This window comes from Pseudomonas sp. LF-5 (assembly GCF_037626295.1).
Classification (GTDB): Bacteria; Pseudomonadota; Gammaproteobacteria; order Pseudomonadales; family Pseudomonadaceae; genus Aquipseudomonas; species Aquipseudomonas monsensis.
Genome location: NZ_JARKMT010000004.1, coordinates 105,210 through 123,430, shown reverse-complemented (window position 1 = coordinate 123,430; position 18,221 = coordinate 105,210). Strand labels below are relative to the sequence as shown.

Here is an 18,221-nt window from a genome sequence, read left to right as displayed (position 1 = left end):
GTTTCCGGCAGCCCGGAAACCGACGGTACTACATGAAAAGAATGCTGATTAACGCAACTCAACCCGAAGAGTTGCGTGTTGCACTGGTAGATGGCCAACGCCTCTACGACCTGGACATCGAATCCGGTGCACGCGAGCAGAAGAAGGCCAACATCTATAAAGGCCGTATCACTCGCATCGAACCAAGCCTTGAGGCTGCCTTTGTCGATTTCGGCTCCGAGCGCCACGGCTTCCTGCCCCTCAAAGAAATCTCCCGCGAATACTTCAAGAAAGCCCCTGAAGGCCGCGTCAACATCAAGGACGTCCTGAGCGAAGGCCAGGAAGTCATCGTTCAGGTCGAAAAAGAAGAACGTGGCAACAAGGGCGCCGCCCTGACCACCTTCATCAGCCTGGCCGGTCGTTACCTCGTGCTGATGCCGAACAACCCGCGTGCCGGCGGTATCTCCCGTCGCATCGAAGGCGAAGAGCGCAACGAACTGCGTGAAGCGCTGAATGGCCTGGTGGCACCAGCCGACATGGGGCTGATCGTGCGCACTGCCGGCCTTGGCCGCAGCAGCGAAGAAATGCAGTGGGACCTCGATTACCTGCTGCAACTGTGGACCGCCATCAAAGAAGCCTCGCTGGATCGCTCCGCGCCTTTCCTGATCTACCAGGAAAGCAACGTGATCATCCGCGCCATCCGCGATTACCTGCGCCAGGACATCGGCGAAGTGCTGATCGACAGCGTTGAGGCTCAGGACGAAGCCCTGACCTTCATCCGCCAGGTGATGCCGCAGTACGCCAGCAAGATCAAGCTGTACGAAGACAGCGTGCCGCTGTTCAACCGTTTCCAGATCGAAAGCCAGATCGAGACCGCTTTCCAGCGCGTCGTTGAACTGCCTTCCGGCGGCTCCATCGTTATCGATCCGACCGAAGCCCTGGTGTCCATCGACATCAACTCGGCGCGCGCCACCAAAGGCAGCGACATCGAAGAAACCGCCCTGCAGACCAACCTTGAAGCGGCCGAAGAAATCGCCCGTCAGTTGCGCCTGCGCGACATCGGCGGCCTGATCGTCATCGACTTCATTGACATGACCCCTGCCAAGAACCAGCGCGCCGTGGAAGAGAAAGTCCGCGAATGCCTGGAAGCCGACCGCGCTCGCGTGCAGATCGGCCGCATCTCGCGCTTTGGCCTGCTGGAAATGTCCCGTCAGCGCCTGCGTCCATCCCTGGGTGAAAGCAGCGGCATCGTCTGCCCGCGTTGCAACGGCACCGGCATCATCCGTGACGTTGAATCGCTGTCGCTGGCCATCCTGCGCCTGATCGAAGAAGAAGCCCTGAAAGACCGCACTGCCGAAGTGCGCGCTCAAGTGCCGATTCCGGTCGCCGCGTTCCTGCTCAACGAAAAACGCAACTCGATCACCAAGATCGAACTGCGCACCCGTGCCCGTATCGTCATCCTGCCGAACGATCACCTCGAAACGCCGCACTTCGAAGTTCAGCGTCTGCGTGACGACAGCCCGGAAGCCGCGACCAACCAGTCCAGCTACGAGATCGCTGCTGCCGCTGCCGAAGTCGAAGAAGTCCAGCCAGCCGCCGCGACCCGCACCCTGGTTCGCCAGGAAGCTGCAGTCAAAACCGCTCCGGCCCGCGCCAACGCTCCGGTGCCGACCGAAGTCGCCGCACCTGCGGCTCCAGCACCGGCACCGGTTGCCGCGCCAGAGCCAAGCCTGTTCAAAGGCCTGGTGAAATCGCTGGTCAGCCTGTTCGCCACCAAGGAAGAGCCAGCCGCTCCGGTCGTGGTTGAAAAACCGGCCACCGAGCGTCCGGCCCGCAATGAAGAGCGTCGCAACGGTCGTCAGCAGAGCCGCAACCGTAATGGTCGCCGCGATGAAGAACGCAAGCCGCGCGAAGAACGTGCGCCACGTGAAGAACGTGCACCGCGTGAGCCGCGTGAAGAACGCGCCCCACGTGAAGCCCGTGAAGTCCGCGAGCCGCGTGAAGCCCGCAGCGAAGCACCAGCCGCCCGCGAAGAACGCGCACCACGCGCTCCGCGTGAAGAACGTGCACCGCGTGCCCCACGTGAAGACCGCAAGCCACGTGGCGAGCGTGAAGAGCGTGTGCGTGAACTGCGCGAACCTCTGGACGCCGCTCCTGCCGCTCCAGCCGCCGCTGCTGCTGTCGTTGCCGAAGAGCGTCCGACTCGTCAGCCGCGTGAAGAGCGCGCGCCGCGTCCGCCGCGTGAAGAGCGTCAGCCACGTGCCGAGCAGGCCGCTGCTGCCGTTGCCGAAGAAGAAGTGACTACGAACGAAGAGCAACTGCCGGAAGACGGTCAGGACACCGCCGAAGGTGATCGTCCGCGTCGTCGCTCCCGTGGTCAGCGTCGTCGCAGCAACCGTCGTGAGCGTCAGCGTGATGCCAACGGCAACGTAATCGAAGGTTCGGAAGAATCCGAGTCTGGCGAAAACGCTGAAGCACCAGGCACTGCCGATCTGGCTGCCGGCCTGGCCGTCACCGCCGCTGTTGCCAGCAGCGTGATCAGCGCTCCGGCTGAAGCACAGGCTCACGAGCAAGCCGAACGCGCCACCGCCGCCACCCTGGAAACCGCTCCAGTGGAAGCGCCGGTTGTCGAAGCGACTACGCCGGTAGAAGTGATCGCCGCTCCGGAAGTCGAAGTGGCACCGGTTCGCGAAGCTCAGCCTCAGGTTGAAGCTGCTGCCGAGCCAGCGCCGGTTGTCGAAGCCCCAGCTGTGGTGGCAGAGCCGGTTGTTGAAACCGTCGCTGAAACCGTGACTGAAAGCGTGCGTGAAGTTCGTGAAGAACAAACCGCATTCAACTGGGTGGCCGAGCCTGCCGTCGCTGAAACCCCGGCGCCCGTAGTCGAGGCCCCAGCCGCTGAAGAAGCCAAGGCTGCCGAACCCGTAGTGGAAGCCGTTCAAGCTGCTCCAGCGCCAGTCGTTGAAGCGCCGGTTGTCGAAGCGCCCGTGGTAGCAGAAGCTCAGGCCCCGGTGGTTGAAGCTGCAGCACCGGTCAGCGCCCTGACGCCAAACGGTCGCGCGCCTAACGATCCGCGTGAAGTGCGTCGTCGCAAGCGTGAAGAAGAGCGTCTGGCCAAAGAAGCCGAACTGGCTGCTGCGGCAGCTCCAGCGGTCGCTGCTGAAGTAGTCGAGGCAGCCCCTGCCCCGGCCGCAGAGGAAGCTGTCGTTGAGTCGGTGATTGCTGAAGCCCCACGCTCCGTTCAGGACGCGGTCGAGCAGCACGAAGTGGCCCAGGAAAAAGAACACGAGCCTAAACCGCTCGTCTGATTCCAACAGCCAGTAAAAAGCCCCGCCTGAGCAATCAGGCGGGGCTTTTTTTTGCCTTCGTTTTCGACATCACTGCCCGCTACCACAAGGTCATCCGTTCAGGCCTCAGGACCGGGAAAACACCAACGCTTCAGGCACGTCGATATCCCACAACACTCCGGGATCATCCACCGCCACTTCCACCACCCGCCCCTGCTTGAACAGCGGCCTGGCCCCGCGATCGCCACTCAACCCCAACAACGCCGGGCCAAACGAACGCCCAAATCCCACCGGATGGCCAAACTCACCTGCCTGCACTGGCACGCTTACGGCATCGTCCGCCATGGCCGCGACCACCCGCTCAAGCGTCGACGGCAAGATAAACGGCATATCCCCCAATACAATCAGCCAGCCATCGGCTTTCGGGCACGCAGCAATTCCGGCAGCAATGCTGTCGCCCATTCCCGTGGTACCTATGGAAACCACTTCACAGGCGTAGGCCTGCGCCATACGCATCGCTTGCGGTCGCGCCTCGGTGGTCACCAGCACACGCTTGTCGAGGCTGGCGGGCAGATTCACCAACACCTGCTCGATCACTGATCGCACCGCGCCATCGCGCCCGGTGCAGTCGGCCAGTAACTTGTCCCTGTCCGCGCCGGCCACCTGGCGAAAGCGGCTGCCCTCGCCCGCTGCCAGCACGATCACTGCAATGGATCGACTCATGTGCCCTCCGCCGGCTTTTTCTGTTTCAACGCGATGCCGTTCTTGACCGCAACAATCTCCGCCAGCAACGACAAGGCAATTTCCGCCGGCGAATGGCTGCCAATGTGCAGACCGATCGGCCCGTGCAATCGCGCAATGGCTGCTTCTGACAAGCCTAGCTGAGCCAGATTCTCCCGGCGTTTCTGACTGTTGACCCGAGAGCCGAGCGCACCGACATAGAAGGCGGGCGAATCCAGCGCCGTCAGCAATGCCATGTCGTCCAGGCGAGGATCATGGGTCAGCGCAACAATCGCCGTGCGCTCGTCGGTTTGAATGCTCAATACCGCGTCATCGGGCATGCCCGGAACGAAACGGCCCTGTTGCTCTGCCCAGCCGTAAACGAACTCGGTGCGCGGGTCGCAGATCAGCACCTCGAAATCCAGCAACCGCGCCATCTCTGCCACGTACCGCGACAGCTGTCCGGCGCCGATCAACAGCAGACGCCAGCGCGGACCGTAAATCGCCCGCAGGGTTTGACCATCGAACTGCAGCGAATCGGCTGGGCTGGCGGGCGTCAGCAGCACCTCACCGGTGGCGATGTTCAGCTCACGGGCGACGATTTCATGGGCCTCGCATCGAGCGAGCAGTTCGGCTACCCAGGCCGGATCGCCGACCCGCTCCTCAGTCAGGCGCAACGTGCCACCACAGGGCAAACCGAAGCGCGCCGCCTCTTCACGGGTGACGCCATAAGTAATCAACTGCACCGGCGGGCCGTCGCTCGCGATCCGTCCGTCATGCAGGCGCGCGATCAAGTCATCCTCGACACACCCGCCCGACACCGAACCGATCACCACGCCATCCTCGCGCAACGCGAGCATCGCACCGGGCGCGCGGGGCGCAGTGCCCCAGGTCTGCACCACGCTGAACAACACCACGCGCTGCCCGGCGCGGCGCCATTCCAGCACGCTGCGCAGGACGTTGAGATCAGCGCTGTCCATTACGCCTGCGCCTTCTGCCAGCCTTGCAACTGGTAACGCACTGGCAAGTCACGGATGCGTTTGCCGGTGGCGGCGAAAATCGCATTGCACAGCGCCGGTGCAATCGGCGGCACGCCTGGCTCACCGACACCGCCCAACGGCACGTCACCCGGTGGCGTCACCAGATGCACCGCGACCTCCTTGGGTGCCAGCGACATGCGCGCCACCTCGTACATATGGAAGTTGTCCTGCTGGACCTTGCCATCCTTGAAACTGATTTCCCCCAATACCGCATTGCCCAGGCCCATCACGCAAGCGCCCTCGAACTGCGAGCGAATACGCTCCGGGTTGATCTGCGGCCCGCAATCGACGGCGATATCGGCCTTGTGCACGATCAGCGTGCCGTCGTCCTTGACCTCGACTTCAATGACCGCCGCCACATAAGTGACAAAGCTGTAATGCACCGCCAGCCCCAGCCCGCGGCCCTTGGGCAATTGGCGACCCCAGCCGGCTGCCTTCGCCGCCGTCTCCAGCACTGCGCGCATGCGCCCGGTATCAATTGGATAACGCTCGGGAGATTCGCCGTAGTTCCACTCTTCGCTGAGGGTGCGCGGATCAATCTGCCGGTCCGGGCCAAGCAGTTTGATCTGATACTCGAGCGGATCGACGCCGGCCTTGTGCGCCAGTTCATCGACGAAACTCTGGATCGCGAAGCCGTGAGGAATGTTCGACACCGAGCGATACCAGCCCACCCGGGTGTGCACCGTCGCTTCGGGGTTTTCCAGGCGCACGCTGGGAATAGCATAGGCCATGTTGGTAAAGCCCATGCCCAGTTCGAACGCCGCCTCATGGTTCATGCCCGGCGCGAACAACGCGGTGATGCTCGGCGCCACCGTGCGATGCAGCCAGCCCGACGGCATGCCATCCTTGCCGACGCCGGCCTTCAGGTATTCGGCCGACACCGTGTGGAAATACGAGTTATGGATGTCGTCTTCCCGCGTCCACTGCACCCGCACGGCCTTGCCGGGAAATTCCTTGGCGAGGATCGCCGCTTCTACGACGAAATCCGGTTTCGACTTGCGCCCGAAACCACCGCCCAGCAACGTGACATTGAAGGTGACGTTATCGAAAGGCAGGCCAAGGCGCTCGGCAATCCGTTCACGGGTCACCTGTGGCGCCTGACTTGGCGCCCAGGCTTCGCAAGTGCCGTCCTTGTACCGGGCGATGGCGACCATCGGCTCCATCGGCGCCTGCGCCAGGTGCGGCAAATAGTAAGACGCTTCCAGCGTACTCGCGGCGCCACTGAGGGCCTTGTCGATATCACCGGTGTTGCGCACCACTTTGCCGGGTTTCAGCGCGGCAGCTTCCAGTTCCTTGCGATAGGCTACCGAGTCGTAACTGGCATTCGGGCCATCGTCCCATTCGATCTTCAGCGCCTCGCGGCCCTTGATCGCTGCCCAGGTGTTGCTGGCGATTACGGCCACGCCACCCAACGGCTGAAACTCCGACGGCAACGGACGACTTTCGATCTGAATGACTTTAAGCACACCCGGGACTTTCAGCGCGGCGCTGTCATCCACCGACTTGACCTTGCCGCCGTACACCGCCGGGCGAGCGACAGTGGCGAACAACATGCCGTCAAAATGCACATCGGCGCCATACACCGCACGACCGTTGACGATGTCGTCGCCGTCGATGGCTTTGGTGCCTTCCTTGCCGATATAGCGGAACTCCGCCGGTTGCTTGAGGCGCAGACTGTCGCGCGCCGGCACGGCCAGCGCACTGGCGGCAGCGGCGAGCTCGCCATAACCCAGTTCACGACCGGACGGTTTGTGCAGGACTTTGTGCAACTGCGCATGGCACTCGCCCACCGGCACTTTCCATTGTGCAGCAGCGGCTTGCTCCAGCATGGTCCTGGCCGCCGCACCGCAACGGCGCATCGGCTCATACCAGTGGCGCATGCTGCGCGAACCGTCGGTGTCCTGGTTGCCGAACCGCACTTCATCGCCCGGCGCTTGCCGGACTTTGACCTTGGCCCAATCGGCGTCCAGTTCATCGGCGACGACCATGGTCAGGCTGGTGCGCACACCCTGGCCCATTTCCGAACGGTTGCAGACCACGGTCACCGTGCCGTCCGCAGCAATGCTGACGTAGACCTTCGGATCGTCGACCCAGCCGTTGGGCATGCCGTCAGCGCCGAATTTCTTCGGTGCATCTTCGGCCAACGCGTCCTGCCAGCCCCAACTGGCGGCCAGCACCAATGCGCCAGTGGCGCCGACACCCTTGAGGAAACCACGGCGACTGAGGTTGCTCAGGGCAAAATCATTCGGCAAACGGCTCATGCCTTGGCCTCCTTCAGATGAGTGGAAGCCTGGCGGATCGCGGTTTTGATGCGGTTGTAAGTACCGCACCGGCAAATGTTGCCGACCATCGCCTCTTCAATCTGCTCATCGCTCGGGTTCGGGTTGGTCTTGAGCAACGCGGTGGCGGACATGATCTGCCCGCCCTGACAGAAACCGCATTGGGCCACGGCGCTGTCGAGCCAGGCTTGCTGGACGACTTGCCCGACCGGATCGGCATGCAGGTTGTCGATGGTGGTGACGTTTTGTCCGACCACCGAGCCTATGGGGGTGATGCAACTGCGGGCGGGCAAGCCGTCGATGTGAATGGTGCAGGCGCCGCACAGGCCCATGCCGCAGCCGAATTTGGTGCCGTTGTAACCGGCGACATCACGGATGGCCCAAAGCAGCGGCATGTCTTCAGTGACATCGAGAGGATGGTCTTGACCGTTGAGTTTCAGGGTAATCATGGGCACGCCCGCATATTCTTGGTGGTTATGGGGTCGAGCAATCTGCCGCCGGAGGCTGGCGATGGTTCACGCAGATCGACTCAGGCTAATAGGCTCTCTCGTGCCGACGCGAACGTCTGCACCGGGCCTTTGGTGAAGCAAATGACGGTTATCGTTAGCTGGCTAAGTTAACCCATCGTTAACAAAAAAGCCCTGCTGAGACAGGGCTTTTCAGTTGCAAGTTTCTCGCTACAAGCTGCAAGCAAAAGCAGGAGCTGGCTCACGATCAAGATTGTAGCTCGCCGCTAAAAACTTGAGGCTCGTAGCTGCCTTAATAGCGGTTGGGCTCCATTTCCAGCTCGACATTGAAACGTTCGGCAATATCTTTCTGGATGCGTTGCGCCAGCTCCAGCAGTTGCAGGCCGGTGGCCGCGCCGTAATTGACCAGCACCAACGCCTGCAATTTATGCACGCCGGCATCGGCCTCACGGAAACCCTTCCAGCCAGCGCGCTCGATCAGCCAGCCAGCGGCCAGCTTCATCTGCCCGTCCGGTTGCGCATAAGCCACCAGATCCGGGTGCTGCGCCTTGATCTGCTCAACCAGGGCGGCCGATACCAGCGGATTCTTGAAGAAGCTGCCAGCATTGCCGAGCACCGCCGGGTCCGGCAGTTTTTCGCTGCGAATGCTGCAGATCGCCCGGCTGACGTCGCTAGGCGTCGGTTGCTCGATGCCCTGCTCGGTCAGGCGCTGACGCACCGGGCCGTAGTCCAGATGCAGATGGGCGACCCGGTCGAGCTTGAAGCGCACGCGCAGGATCAGCCAACGCCCCGGCTGCTGCTTGAACAGGCTGTCGCGGTAGGCGAAGTTGCATTCTTCCAGGCTGAAGTCGCGCAGCTCACCGGTCTGGCGATCCAGCGCAGTCAGCCCGGCGAACACGTCCTTGATCTCGACACCGTAGGCACCGATGTTCTGCATCGGCGCAGCGCCGACGGTGCCGGGGATCAGGCTGAGATTTTCCAGACCGGAAAAACCCTGCGCCAGCGTGTGCTGGACAAACGGATGCCACGGTTCGCCGGCCTCAGCTTCGATCACGACGTGATTGCCGTCATCGTTCACCACGCGAATGCCGCGAGTGGCCATGCGCAGCACCAGCGCCGGAATGTCTGCGGTCAGCAACAAATTGCTGCCACCGCCAATCACCAACAACGGCATGTCATGCGCAGCAGCATAAGCCAGCGCTTCACGGACATCGGCATCGCTGTGGGCTTCGGCAAACAGTTGCGCGCGAACATCCACGCCAAAACTGTTGAACGGTTTCAGGGAAACCTGCCGTTGCAGTTGCACGCTCATAACCGGCCCTTCACTTCGATCAACAGTTGGTCGCAGGCCGCTTCGATGAGATCCAGCACCTGTTCGAAACCCTGATCGCCGTCGTAATACGGATCCGGCACTTCATCGACCACCCCGGCATAACGGCGCAGGAACAGATCCAGTTCGGCCTTGGCGGTGGACGGTTGCAGCGCCTTGAGGTTACGCAGGTTGCTGTTGTCCATGGCCAGAATCAGGTCGTAACTGGCGAAATCGGCCCGGCTGACCTGCTGCGCGCGTTGCGCCGACAGGTCATAGCCGCGCACTTTGGCGGCGGCCTGGCTGCGCTTGTCCGGCGGGTTGCCGACGTGCCAGTCGCCGGTGCCGGCGGAAGCCACCTCGACTCGATCCGCCAGCCCGGCTTCGCGCAGTTTGTGGCGCAATACGCCTTCGGCGGTGGGCGAACGGCAAATGTTGCCCAGGCACACGAACAGAACGCGCATCAGGCCTCCAGCAGGCGACGAACGCGCTCGAGGTCTTCGACGGTATCGACGCCAGTCGGCGGTGCGATCAATGCATCGGCGACATGAATCCGCACGCCGTGCCACAGGGCACGCAGTTGCTCGAGGGATTCCGTGTTTTCCAGCCAGCACGGGCCCCAGCTCACAAAATCCTGCAGGAAACCGGCGCGGTAGGCATAAATGCCGATGTGGCGACGGTACGGCACACCCTCGGGCAACTGCTCGCGGCTCTTGGCGAACGCATCGCGCGCCCACGGCAAGGTTGCGCGACTGAAGGTCAGCGCCAGACCGTTGAGGTCACTGACAACCTTGACCACGTTCGGATTGAACAGGGTCTGCACGTCCTCGATCGGCTCGGCCAGGGTGGCCATGCGCGCTTCGGTGTGGGCGGCAAGGTTGGCGGCGACCTGATCGATCACGCTCGGCGGGATCAGCGGCTCGTCGCCCTGCACGTTGACCACGATCGCGTCAGGCTCAAGGCCCAGTTTCGCCGCGACTTCGGCCAGGCGGTCAGTGCCGGAATTGTGGTCTTCACGGGTCAGTACCACTTCGGCGCCGAAACCCTGGCAGGCCTCGACAATGCGCGCATCGTCTGTCGCCACGACCACGCGGCTGGCGCTGCTTTTGCTCGCCTGTTCCCAGACGTGCTGGATCATCGGCTTGCCGGCAATATCCAGCAGCGGTTTACCCGGCAGACGGGTCGAGGCGTAACGCGACGGGATGACAACGGTGAAGGCAGTGGTCATTTATCCAGACGCTCGTCGGTGGTCAGGGTGCGCGCTTCGCTTTCGAGCATCACCGGGATGCCGTCGCGGATCGGGTAGGCCAGGCCGGCGCCCTTGCTGATCAGTTCGGTCTTGTCGGCGCTGAGCTTGAGCGGGCCTTTGCAGATCGGGCACGCGAGGATGTCGAGCAATTTGGTGTCCATGAACATTCCCTGGATAAAGAGTTAAGGCAAAAGGCGATCGGGCAACAGGCGCATCAACTGTGTGTCGAACCAGGCCACGAAGGCCGGTGACGGCACGGCATCGACCGCCAGATACCACCAGTCGTCAGCCGCAAAGGCACGGCACTTCACCGCGTCCTTTTCGGTCATCACCAACGGCAATGACGGTGTGAAATTCAAGGCCTGCACGCTGTATTGCGCGTGGTCGGCAAACGCATGGGGGATTGCCCGCCAGTCTAGCGCTTCGAGGGTATTGAAGAAACGTTGCGGATTGCCGATACCGGCCACTGCGTGCACCGATTGACCGGGCGCAAAATGCTCGAGCGGCTTGCGCTCGCCACTGCGCAGATTGACCAGCGCGGTCGGTTGCAGGCGAAACGCGAAGCCATCGTCGCGGTCGGCCGTGGCGCCGTTGAACAGCACACCGTCGACGCTTTGCAGGCGCTCGATCGGCTCACGCAAAGGACCGGCCGGCAGGCAGCGTTTGTTTCCGAGGCCACGGGCGGCGTCGATCAGTACCAGTTCCAGATCCCGGGCCAGGCGGTAATGCTGCATGCCATCGTCGGAGAGAATCAGGTCCAGCGGCTCGCTGGCGAGCAAAGCTTTGACGGCGGCGCTGCGATCAGGGTCGATCATCAGCGGCACCCCGGTGCGCTGGACGATCAGCAGCGGTTCGTCGCCGGCGATGGCGGCGTGCTGGTCGGCTTCGACCCGCCACGGCAATTGCGGCGGCTTGGCACCGTAACCACGGCTGACCACGCCCACGCGCAAACCGCTGCGCCGGCAGTGCTCGATCAGCCAGAGGATCATCGGTGTCTTGCCGGTACCGCCGACGGTGATGTTACCCACGACGATCAGGGGCACCGGCGGCTGATAGATTGCGCCTTCACCATCAAGAAAGCGCCGACGTTTATTGACCACCACGCGGCGATACAACATTTCCAGCGGCCGCAACAGCGTCAGGGCCGGGTGCCCCTGATACCACGCGGCGAGCAAGCGATCGGACAGGCTCATCAGGATTTGGGCGCCGCCTCGACCGTGGTCATGCGCAGATGGCTGAAACCGAGCTTGCCGGCCGCATCCATGGCGGTGATCACTGATTGGTGCTGAGTCTTGCCATCGGCACTGATCGACAACGGCATGTTGGTGTCGCCGTTGGCTTCTTTCTGCATGGCTTCCATCAGCGTCGCCAGGTCGTTCTTCGGCAGAATCTTGTTGTTCACCGAGAACACGCCTTCGGCGCTGATCGCGACATCCAGTTGCTTGAGCTGCTGGTCTTCGGCGGGCGAACCGCTGACTGACTCTGGCAGATCGACACGCAACTGGGTCTCGCGGGTGAAGGTGGTGGTCACGACGAAAAACAGCAGCAGGATGAACACCACGTCAATCAGCGACGCGAGATTGATGTCCACCGTTTCCCGGGGTTTGCGACGGAATTTCACGCTCTTTCCCCGGCCAGATCGACGTCACGGTCGCCCTGCACCACTTCGACCAGTTTGATCGCTTCCTGCTCCATGCCCACCACCAGCTCGTCGATGCGGCGTTGCAGGAAACGGTGGAAGAACACCGACGGAATACCGACCATCAGACCCGCCGCCGTGGTGATCAGCGCCTTGGAAATACCGCCGGCCAGCACTGATGCATTGGTGGTCATACCGGAGCCGGTGAAGGCACTGAAAATATCGATCATGCCCAGCACCGTACCCAGCAGGCCGAGCAGCGGCGCCATGGCAGCAATGGTGCCCAGCGCGTTGACGTAGCGCTCCAGCTCATGGATCACCCGCCCGGCGGCTTCTTCGATGCATTCCTTCATGATCTCGCGACCATGCTTGGAATTGGCCAGGCCCGCGGCGAGGATTTCACCCAGCGGCGAATTGGCGCGCAATTCCTTGAGTTTTTCTTTATTGAGCTGCTTGTCCTTGATCCACACCCAGACCTGGCCCAGCAGATGCTCGGGGGTGACGCGACTGGCGCGCAGGGTCCACAGGCGCTCGGCGACAATCGCCATGGCCGCGATGGAACTCAGAATGATCGGCAACATCATCCAGCCGCCGGATTTGACCAATTCCCACACAGTGACAGTCCCCTCGAAAAAGTGCGCCACTTTACCATACCGCTTCGCGATCAGGACCCGCCGGCCCGACGACCGTGATGGTGCATTCAAGCGTGCTCCGATCAACGGGCCAATACTGGCGAATCACGCCAGAAACGCCGGTGTTGACGCATCGTCCGCGCCGGTTTGAACCTGCCCAGTTGCAGATGAATCGCGCCGTGCTCGGCGCTGTCGTAAATGCGCAGGCCCTGTTTGCGATAGCGCGCCAGTACCGTGGGATGAGGATGGCCGAACGAATTGCCATGGCCGCGGGAAATCAGCACCGTTTCAGGATTCAACACCTTGAGCAGGGCCATCGAGGAAGAGGTGCGGCTGCCGTGATGGGGGGCCTGCAGCCATTGGGTCGGGACTGCCAGCGCGCTATCGAGCAGAACCCGTTCGGCGTGAAGGTCGATGTCGCCGGTGAGCAACAGGCGTTCGCCATTGGCCTCGACCTGCAACACGCAGGAACGCTGGTTGCTGTCGTCGGCATCGGCCCATTGCCAGAGACGAAAACGGACGCCATCCCACTGCCACTGCTGTCCACTTTCGCAGGCTTGGGCACTCAATTCGGCAGGCAGGCCCGGCGGATCGCCGCTGATGACTCGCGCCACCGGCAAGCCGCGTGTGATCGCCAGCGCGCCGCCGGCATGATCGGCGTCGGCATGGCTGAGCATCATCAGATCAATGTGTTCCACGCGCAGTTTGCGCAACGCCGGCACTACCACCCGTTCACCGAGGTCGAAATCGCCGAAACGCGGCCCGGCGTCATACAGCAACGTGTGATGACGCGTGCGGATCAGAATCGCCAGGCCCTGACCAACATCCAATTGCCAGACATCCGCCAGGCCGTGTGCCAGTGGCTCGCGTGGCGGCAGCGCCAGGATCAGCAGTAGTGGCCAGCCCAAAATCCTCATGGGCACGCCTCGCGGCAGCAGCAACAGCAACGCGCCAAGTGCGCCGATCGCCCAGACCCACACCGGCATCGAAGCTGCCACCCAGGCCGGCCAGTGTCCGGCAATGAGCGCCAGCCCGCGAAACAGCCCGTCGATCAAGACACCCGCCAGCCACAGCAAACCTTCGCCGACATACGGCAGCGGTAACAACACCGTGCCAAGCAGCGCGGGTGGCAGTACCACCAGACTGACCCAAGGCACCGCCAACAGATTCGCCACCGGCCCGCTGAGGCTGATCGGCAGGTTCAGCGCCAGCAACACCGGACACAAACCGATCGCAATCAGCCATTGCGCCCGTGTCCACGTCTGCCACCAGCGCCAGGCACCGAGGCGTCCGCCAAAGGTGAAGATCAGCACCGCCACTGCCGCGAAGGACAGCCACAACCCCGGCCGCAACCCGGCCAGTGGATCGAGCAACAGCACGCCATTGAACGCCAGCAACAGCGGCCACCACGCGCCCAGATGACGAAAGCGCAGGCGCCACAGCAACACCAGCCCCACCATCACGCAGGCGCGTTGCACCGGCACGTCAAACCCGGCCAGCAACGCGTAGCCGAGCGCCGCCGCGAACGCCAGACCGCAGGCCCACGGCAGCCATGGCCAGCGCAGTGGCCACACGCCCAGACGGGCCAACCCGGCGACCAACAGGTACATGACCGCCGCCAACAGGCCGATGTGCTGGCCGGAAATCACCAGCAAATGCACGGTGCCGGTGTCTTGCAGAATGCGCCAATCCTCGCGACTGAGCCCCGAGCCGTCACCCAGCACCAAAGCCGCCAGCGCTCCGGCCCGCCCCTGCGCATCCACCGCCAGCACACGCTGGCGAATGCTGTCACGCCAGGCCCAGTGTGCCTCGCGCAGACGCTGCCCGTCCTTGACCGTGCCGGTCGCACCGACGCCTTGGGCCAACAACCAGGCTTCATGATCGAAGGCATCCGGATTGAGCAGCCCACCGGGGCGCTTGAACTTCACTGCCAATCGCCAGCGCTCGCCGCTGTTGACCGGTGGCCCGGCATACCAGGCCAGCCGCAGCAACGTTGGCAGTTTCTCGTGACGCGAGCGGGCATCGGCAAGTTCGAAGCGCACGACGCCATCGCTGGTTTGCGGCAATCCCGTCACCCGCCCTTCGATCCAGCGGGTTTCGCCGTCCAGCACTGGCGAGAGTCGATCATTCAACGCCCACTGCGCACCGACGCAGCTCCAGGTGAAGCCGAACAGCAGAAACGCCACTGGATAGCTGCGAAACGGCAACACCATCAACGCCACCACCGGCAGCAGCACCACGACCCCGACCGGCGGTAACGCCGGCATAAAAAGCGGCACCAGCAGACCGACTGCCAGCGCCATCATCCCTGTGCGCATAAGCCCGTCCTTGAGAGTCCCGTACTTAGGCATAGCGGTTGGCGGGCACGACCGTCGTCAACAATTGTCACAAAGTCTGAATGGGCGCTTCGTAGAATCCAGACATACTTGCCGCCTTAACCGACCGAGAAGCCTTATGCCCCGGCGCTTATTCAAACGTTACATGCCCGACCCGACGAGCATCAGGGAACACAAATCCTTACGCTTTCTCGGCAAGTTGCTGCACGACCCGAACCTCTGGCACCTCAACCGCCACTCGGTGGCCCGTGCGATGGCCGTCGGCCTGTTCGCTGCATTTCTGCCGATTCCGGCGCAGATGCTGGTGGCCGCTGCGCTGGCCATTACCGTGCGTGGCAATCTGCCGATCGCCGTGAGTCTGGTCTGGCTGACCAACCCGATCACCATGCCGGCGGTGTTCTTTTGCACCTATCAGGCCGGGGCATGGTTGATGGATGTGCCTGCCCGGCATCTGCCCGATGAGTTGACCTGGGAATGGATCAGCGGCCAATTGTCGACGTTGTGGCAGCCGTTTTTGCTGGGCTCGGTGGTCTGCGGGCTGGTACTCGGTGCCCTCGCCTACTGCATTGTGATGATGTATTGGCGCTGGTGGGTGGCGCGGCAATGGGCGCGGCGCAAGAAAAGCCGCATGCGCTGAATGCAAAACGGCCTCCGCATTGGAGGCCGTTTTTTGTAGCGTCTGAATGAACCCCATCGCGGGCAAGCCCGCTCTCACAGAATCGGGTTTGCCCGGAATTATGTGAACGACACAATCCCTGTCGCAGCGGGCTTGCCCGCGATGGCAGCGACGCGGTTTGGGATCAGGTCCGCATCCCGCGCCCACTCACCAGCAACCGCGCACAACCAACATACAGCACCACGGTCGCCACCAGCATGAAGGTGATCGCAATGCCGATACGGATATCCGACACACCAAGAATGCCGTACCGAAAGGCGTTGACCATGTGCAGCACCGGGTTGGCCAGCGACACGGTCTGCCAGAACGGCGGCAGTAGCGTGATCGAATAAAACACGCCACCCAAGTAAGTCAGCGGCGTCAGCACAAACGTCGGGATGATCGAAATATCATCGAAGTTGCGCGCAAACACGGCGTTGATGAAGCCCAGAAGCGAGAAGATCGTCGCCGTCAGAATCACCACCAGCAAAGTCACGCCGAGGTGATGCACCTGCAGATGGGTGAAGAACAACGACAAAATCGTCACGATCACCCCGACCATCAAGCCGCGCAGCACGCCGCCAATGGTGTAGCCGATCAGGATGGTGTGCGGCGATACCGGCGACACCATCAGTTCTTCGATGGAGCGCTGGAACTTGCTGCCGAAAAAGCTCGACACCACGTTGCCGTAGGAGTTGGTAATCACCGACATCATGATCAGCCCCGGCACGATGTACTCCATGTACGTGAAGCCACCCATGTCGCCGATCTGCCGGCCGATCAGGTTACCGAAGATCACGAAATACAGAACCATGGTGATCGCCGGCGGCAGCAGGGTCTGCGGCCAGATCCGGGTAAAGCGCCGGACTTCCCGATAAACAATGGTGTTGAGGGCGACGAGGTTGGGACGGAATTCGGAACTCATACCGCCACCTTCGACAGATTTTTCTCCACCAGGGACACGAACAGCTCCTCGAGGCGATTGGTTTTGTTACGCAGGCTCAGCACTTCGATGTTCTGCTGCGCCAATTGAGTGAACAGCGCGGTGATGCCCATGGACTTGTCGACCTGGACTTCCAGGGTATGGCTGTCGATCAACCGGGCGGGATAGCCGAGCAATTGCGGCGCCACGTTCAAGTCGGTTTTCAGGTCCAGCAGAAAGGTCTCGACGTGCAGCTGGCCCAGCAGTTGTTTCATGCTGGTGTTCTCGACGATGGTGCCGTGGTCGATGATGCCGATGTTGCGGCACAGCTGCTCAGCCTCTTCCAGATAGTGCGTGGTGAGGATGATGGTGATGCCCTTCTCGTTCAGTTCGGTGAGGAACGTCCACATCGACCGGCGCAGCTCAATGTCGACGCCGGCGGTCGGTTCGTCGAGGATCAGCAGGCGCGGTTCATGCACCAGCGCCCGGGCGATCATCAAGCGACGCTTCATGCCGCCGGACAGCGACCGCGACGGCACATCGCGCTTGTCCCACAGACCGAGTTGGGTCAGGTACTGCTCGGCGCGTTCCTTGGCGATTTTCGCCGGAATGCCGTAGTAGCCGGCCTGGGTCACGACGATGTCAAAGGTCTTTTCGAACTGGTTGAAGTTGAATTCCTGAGGCACCACGCCGATCGAGCGCTTGAGCGCTGCCGGGTTCTTGTCCAGGTCATGGCCAAAGATATTCACCGTACCGCTGGTCTTGTTCACCAGGGTCGAGAGAATGCCGATGGTTGTGGATTTGCCGGCACCGTTGGGGCCGAGCAAGGCGAAAAAGTCACCTTCGGCGACGTCCAGATCGATACCACTCAAGGCCTGGAACCCGTTGCCGTAGGTTTTGGTTAGCTGCCGGATGGACAGAGCGGAACTCATATCGGATTTACGCACCAAGAAGGGAAGAAAAGGAAAGATTGGGCCGGGCGGCGAACAAAACAACCACGGCGCGCGAACGCAATGGTGCTTGCCGCCGCCACACAAGTACAGTCAAGTGTGTCGATAGTTATTATCAAGTCAACGCGGTCATGACTGCTTTCTGATACGCCGGACGCTGCTTCAACCGGGTATACCACGCTTCCAGATACGGCTGTGCGGCACGCTCGATGGGCATTTCGAACCAGGCATAAATGAAGGAGCCGAGGGGAATGTCACCCATGCCGATTTCGCTTCCGGACAGGTAAGGCTGGCTGGCAAGCGCCTGATCGGCCATGTTCAACAGCTCGGTGCATTCCTTGATCGCAGCGTTGATTGCCGGCCAGTCCTGCTTGTCGGCGGGCGTGCGCAATACGCCCCAGAACACGGTACGGAAGGGACCGGCAAAACTCGAGGTGGTCCAGTCCATCCACTTGTCAGCGCTGGCTCGTGCCTGTGGATCGGCCGAGTACCACGCACTGTTCGGCGCATGTTTGGCCAGCAGATAGCGCACGATCGCGTTGGATTCCCACAGCACAAAGCCGTCATCCTCGATCACCGGTACCCGGCCGTTCGGGTTCATCGCCCGATATTCAGGCGTATCGACCACACCGAAGGCGCCACCGGCATCAATCGCCTCATACGCCAGACCCAACTCCTCGGCGGCCCACAGCGGCTTCCGGACATTCGATGAGTTTTTCCGTCCCCAGATCTTCAGCATGACCGCCTCTTTTCAAATGAG

17 protein-coding genes are annotated in these 18,221 nt (G+C 62.1%); 2 read left to right on the top strand and 15 right to left on the bottom strand.

From position 1 onward, the window contains the following. Nucleotides 1-32: 32 nt before the first annotated feature. Complete coding sequence (gene rne / locus PseuLF5_RS15340; protein ID WP_340133924.1) at nucleotides 33-3,284, top strand: ribonuclease E; 3,252 nt, start codon at nucleotides 33-35, stop codon at nucleotides 3,282-3,284. A 105-nt stretch (nucleotides 3,285-3,389) separates the two neighbouring features. On the opposite strand, the gene PseuLF5_RS15335 is transcribed toward rne, so the two are convergent. The 12 genes from PseuLF5_RS15335 to PseuLF5_RS15280 form a co-directional block, all read right to left on the bottom strand. After that, nucleotides 3,390-3,986: a nucleotidyltransferase family protein gene (locus PseuLF5_RS15335; protein ID WP_340133923.1), complete on the bottom strand. Its 597-nt coding sequence runs from the start codon at nucleotides 3,984-3,986 to the stop codon at nucleotides 3,390-3,392. Then, nucleotides 3,983-4,963 carry an XdhC family protein gene (locus tag PseuLF5_RS15330; protein WP_186744942.1) on the bottom strand — a complete coding sequence of 327 codons (981 nt, stop codon included), beginning with the start codon at nucleotides 4,961-4,963 and terminating at the stop codon, nucleotides 3,983-3,985. Before PseuLF5_RS15330 ends, PseuLF5_RS15335 begins: the two co-directional genes overlap by 4 nt. Then, nucleotides 4,963-7,284, bottom strand: a complete 2,322-nt coding sequence (locus tag PseuLF5_RS15325; protein ID WP_340133921.1) for a xanthine dehydrogenase family protein molybdopterin-binding subunit — start codon at nucleotides 7,282-7,284, stop codon at nucleotides 4,963-4,965. Before PseuLF5_RS15325 ends, PseuLF5_RS15330 begins: the two co-directional genes overlap by 1 nt. After that, the gene (locus PseuLF5_RS15320) at nucleotides 7,281-7,751 is read right to left on the bottom strand and encodes a (2Fe-2S)-binding protein (RefSeq protein ID WP_123466814.1); all 471 of its coding nucleotides are present in this window, start codon (nucleotides 7,749-7,751) and stop codon (nucleotides 7,281-7,283) included. The genes PseuLF5_RS15325 and PseuLF5_RS15320 overlap by 4 nt, the downstream gene beginning before the upstream one ends. A 310-nt stretch (nucleotides 7,752-8,061) precedes the next feature. Beyond that, nucleotides 8,062-9,081, bottom strand: coding sequence for a UDP-N-acetylmuramate dehydrogenase (gene murB, locus PseuLF5_RS15315; protein ID WP_222832299.1), 1,020 nt, complete (start codon nucleotides 9,079-9,081; stop codon nucleotides 8,062-8,064). Beyond that, the gene (locus tag PseuLF5_RS15310; RefSeq protein ID WP_123466818.1) at nucleotides 9,078-9,542 is read right to left on the bottom strand and encodes a low molecular weight protein-tyrosine-phosphatase; all 465 of its coding nucleotides are present in this window, start codon (nucleotides 9,540-9,542) and stop codon (nucleotides 9,078-9,080) included. Before PseuLF5_RS15310 ends, murB begins: the two co-directional genes overlap by 4 nt. Further along, nucleotides 9,542-10,306 (bottom strand): 3-deoxy-manno-octulosonate cytidylyltransferase, encoded by a 765-nt coding sequence (gene kdsB / locus PseuLF5_RS15305; RefSeq protein ID WP_186744947.1) that lies wholly within the window; start codon nucleotides 10,304-10,306, stop codon nucleotides 9,542-9,544. The genes PseuLF5_RS15310 and kdsB overlap by 1 nt, the downstream gene beginning before the upstream one ends. Beyond that, nucleotides 10,303-10,488: a Trm112 family protein gene (locus PseuLF5_RS15300; RefSeq protein WP_003174668.1), complete on the bottom strand. Its 186-nt coding sequence runs from the start codon at nucleotides 10,486-10,488 to the stop codon at nucleotides 10,303-10,305. Before PseuLF5_RS15300 ends, kdsB begins: the two co-directional genes overlap by 4 nt. 21 nt (nucleotides 10,489-10,509) lie before the next feature. After that, complete coding sequence (gene lpxK / locus PseuLF5_RS15295) at nucleotides 10,510-11,520, bottom strand: tetraacyldisaccharide 4'-kinase (RefSeq protein WP_186744949.1); 1,011 nt, start codon at nucleotides 11,518-11,520, stop codon at nucleotides 10,510-10,512. After that, nucleotides 11,520-11,948 carry an ExbD/TolR family protein gene (locus PseuLF5_RS15290; protein ID WP_123466824.1) on the bottom strand — a complete coding sequence of 143 codons (429 nt, stop codon included), beginning with the start codon at nucleotides 11,946-11,948 and terminating at the stop codon, nucleotides 11,520-11,522. Before PseuLF5_RS15290 ends, lpxK begins: the two co-directional genes overlap by 1 nt. After that, nucleotides 11,945-12,580 carry a MotA/TolQ/ExbB proton channel family protein gene (locus tag PseuLF5_RS15285; protein ID WP_123466826.1) on the bottom strand — a complete coding sequence of 212 codons (636 nt, stop codon included), beginning with the start codon at nucleotides 12,578-12,580 and terminating at the stop codon, nucleotides 11,945-11,947. Before PseuLF5_RS15285 ends, PseuLF5_RS15290 begins: the two co-directional genes overlap by 4 nt. Before the next feature lie 101 nt (nucleotides 12,581-12,681). Beyond that, a complete protein-coding gene (locus PseuLF5_RS15280; RefSeq protein ID WP_340133916.1) occupies nucleotides 12,682-14,916 on the bottom strand; it encodes a DNA internalization-related competence protein ComEC/Rec2 in 2,235 nt (744 codons plus the stop codon). A gap of 136 nt (nucleotides 14,917-15,052) precedes the next feature. On the opposite strand from PseuLF5_RS15280, the gene PseuLF5_RS15275 reads away from it, so the two are divergent. Next, a complete protein-coding gene (locus PseuLF5_RS15275) occupies nucleotides 15,053-15,571 on the top strand; it encodes a DUF2062 domain-containing protein (protein WP_123466830.1) in 519 nt (172 codons plus the stop codon). Between the two features lie 163 nt (nucleotides 15,572-15,734). Here PseuLF5_RS15275 and PseuLF5_RS15270 read toward each other — a convergent pair whose 3' ends face one another. The 3 genes from PseuLF5_RS15270 to PseuLF5_RS15260 form a co-directional block, all read right to left on the bottom strand. After that, nucleotides 15,735-16,514: an ABC transporter permease gene (locus tag PseuLF5_RS15270; protein ID WP_222832296.1), complete on the bottom strand. Its 780-nt coding sequence runs from the start codon at nucleotides 16,512-16,514 to the stop codon at nucleotides 15,735-15,737. Beyond that, nucleotides 16,511-17,443, bottom strand: a complete 933-nt coding sequence (locus PseuLF5_RS15265; protein ID WP_123466834.1) for an ABC transporter ATP-binding protein — start codon at nucleotides 17,441-17,443, stop codon at nucleotides 16,511-16,513. Before PseuLF5_RS15265 ends, PseuLF5_RS15270 begins: the two co-directional genes overlap by 4 nt. A 133-nt stretch (nucleotides 17,444-17,576) precedes the next feature. Further along, a complete protein-coding gene (locus tag PseuLF5_RS15260) occupies nucleotides 17,577-18,200 on the bottom strand; it encodes a glutathione S-transferase family protein (protein ID WP_340133915.1) in 624 nt (207 codons plus the stop codon). Nucleotides 18,201-18,221 lie beyond the last annotated feature (21 nt).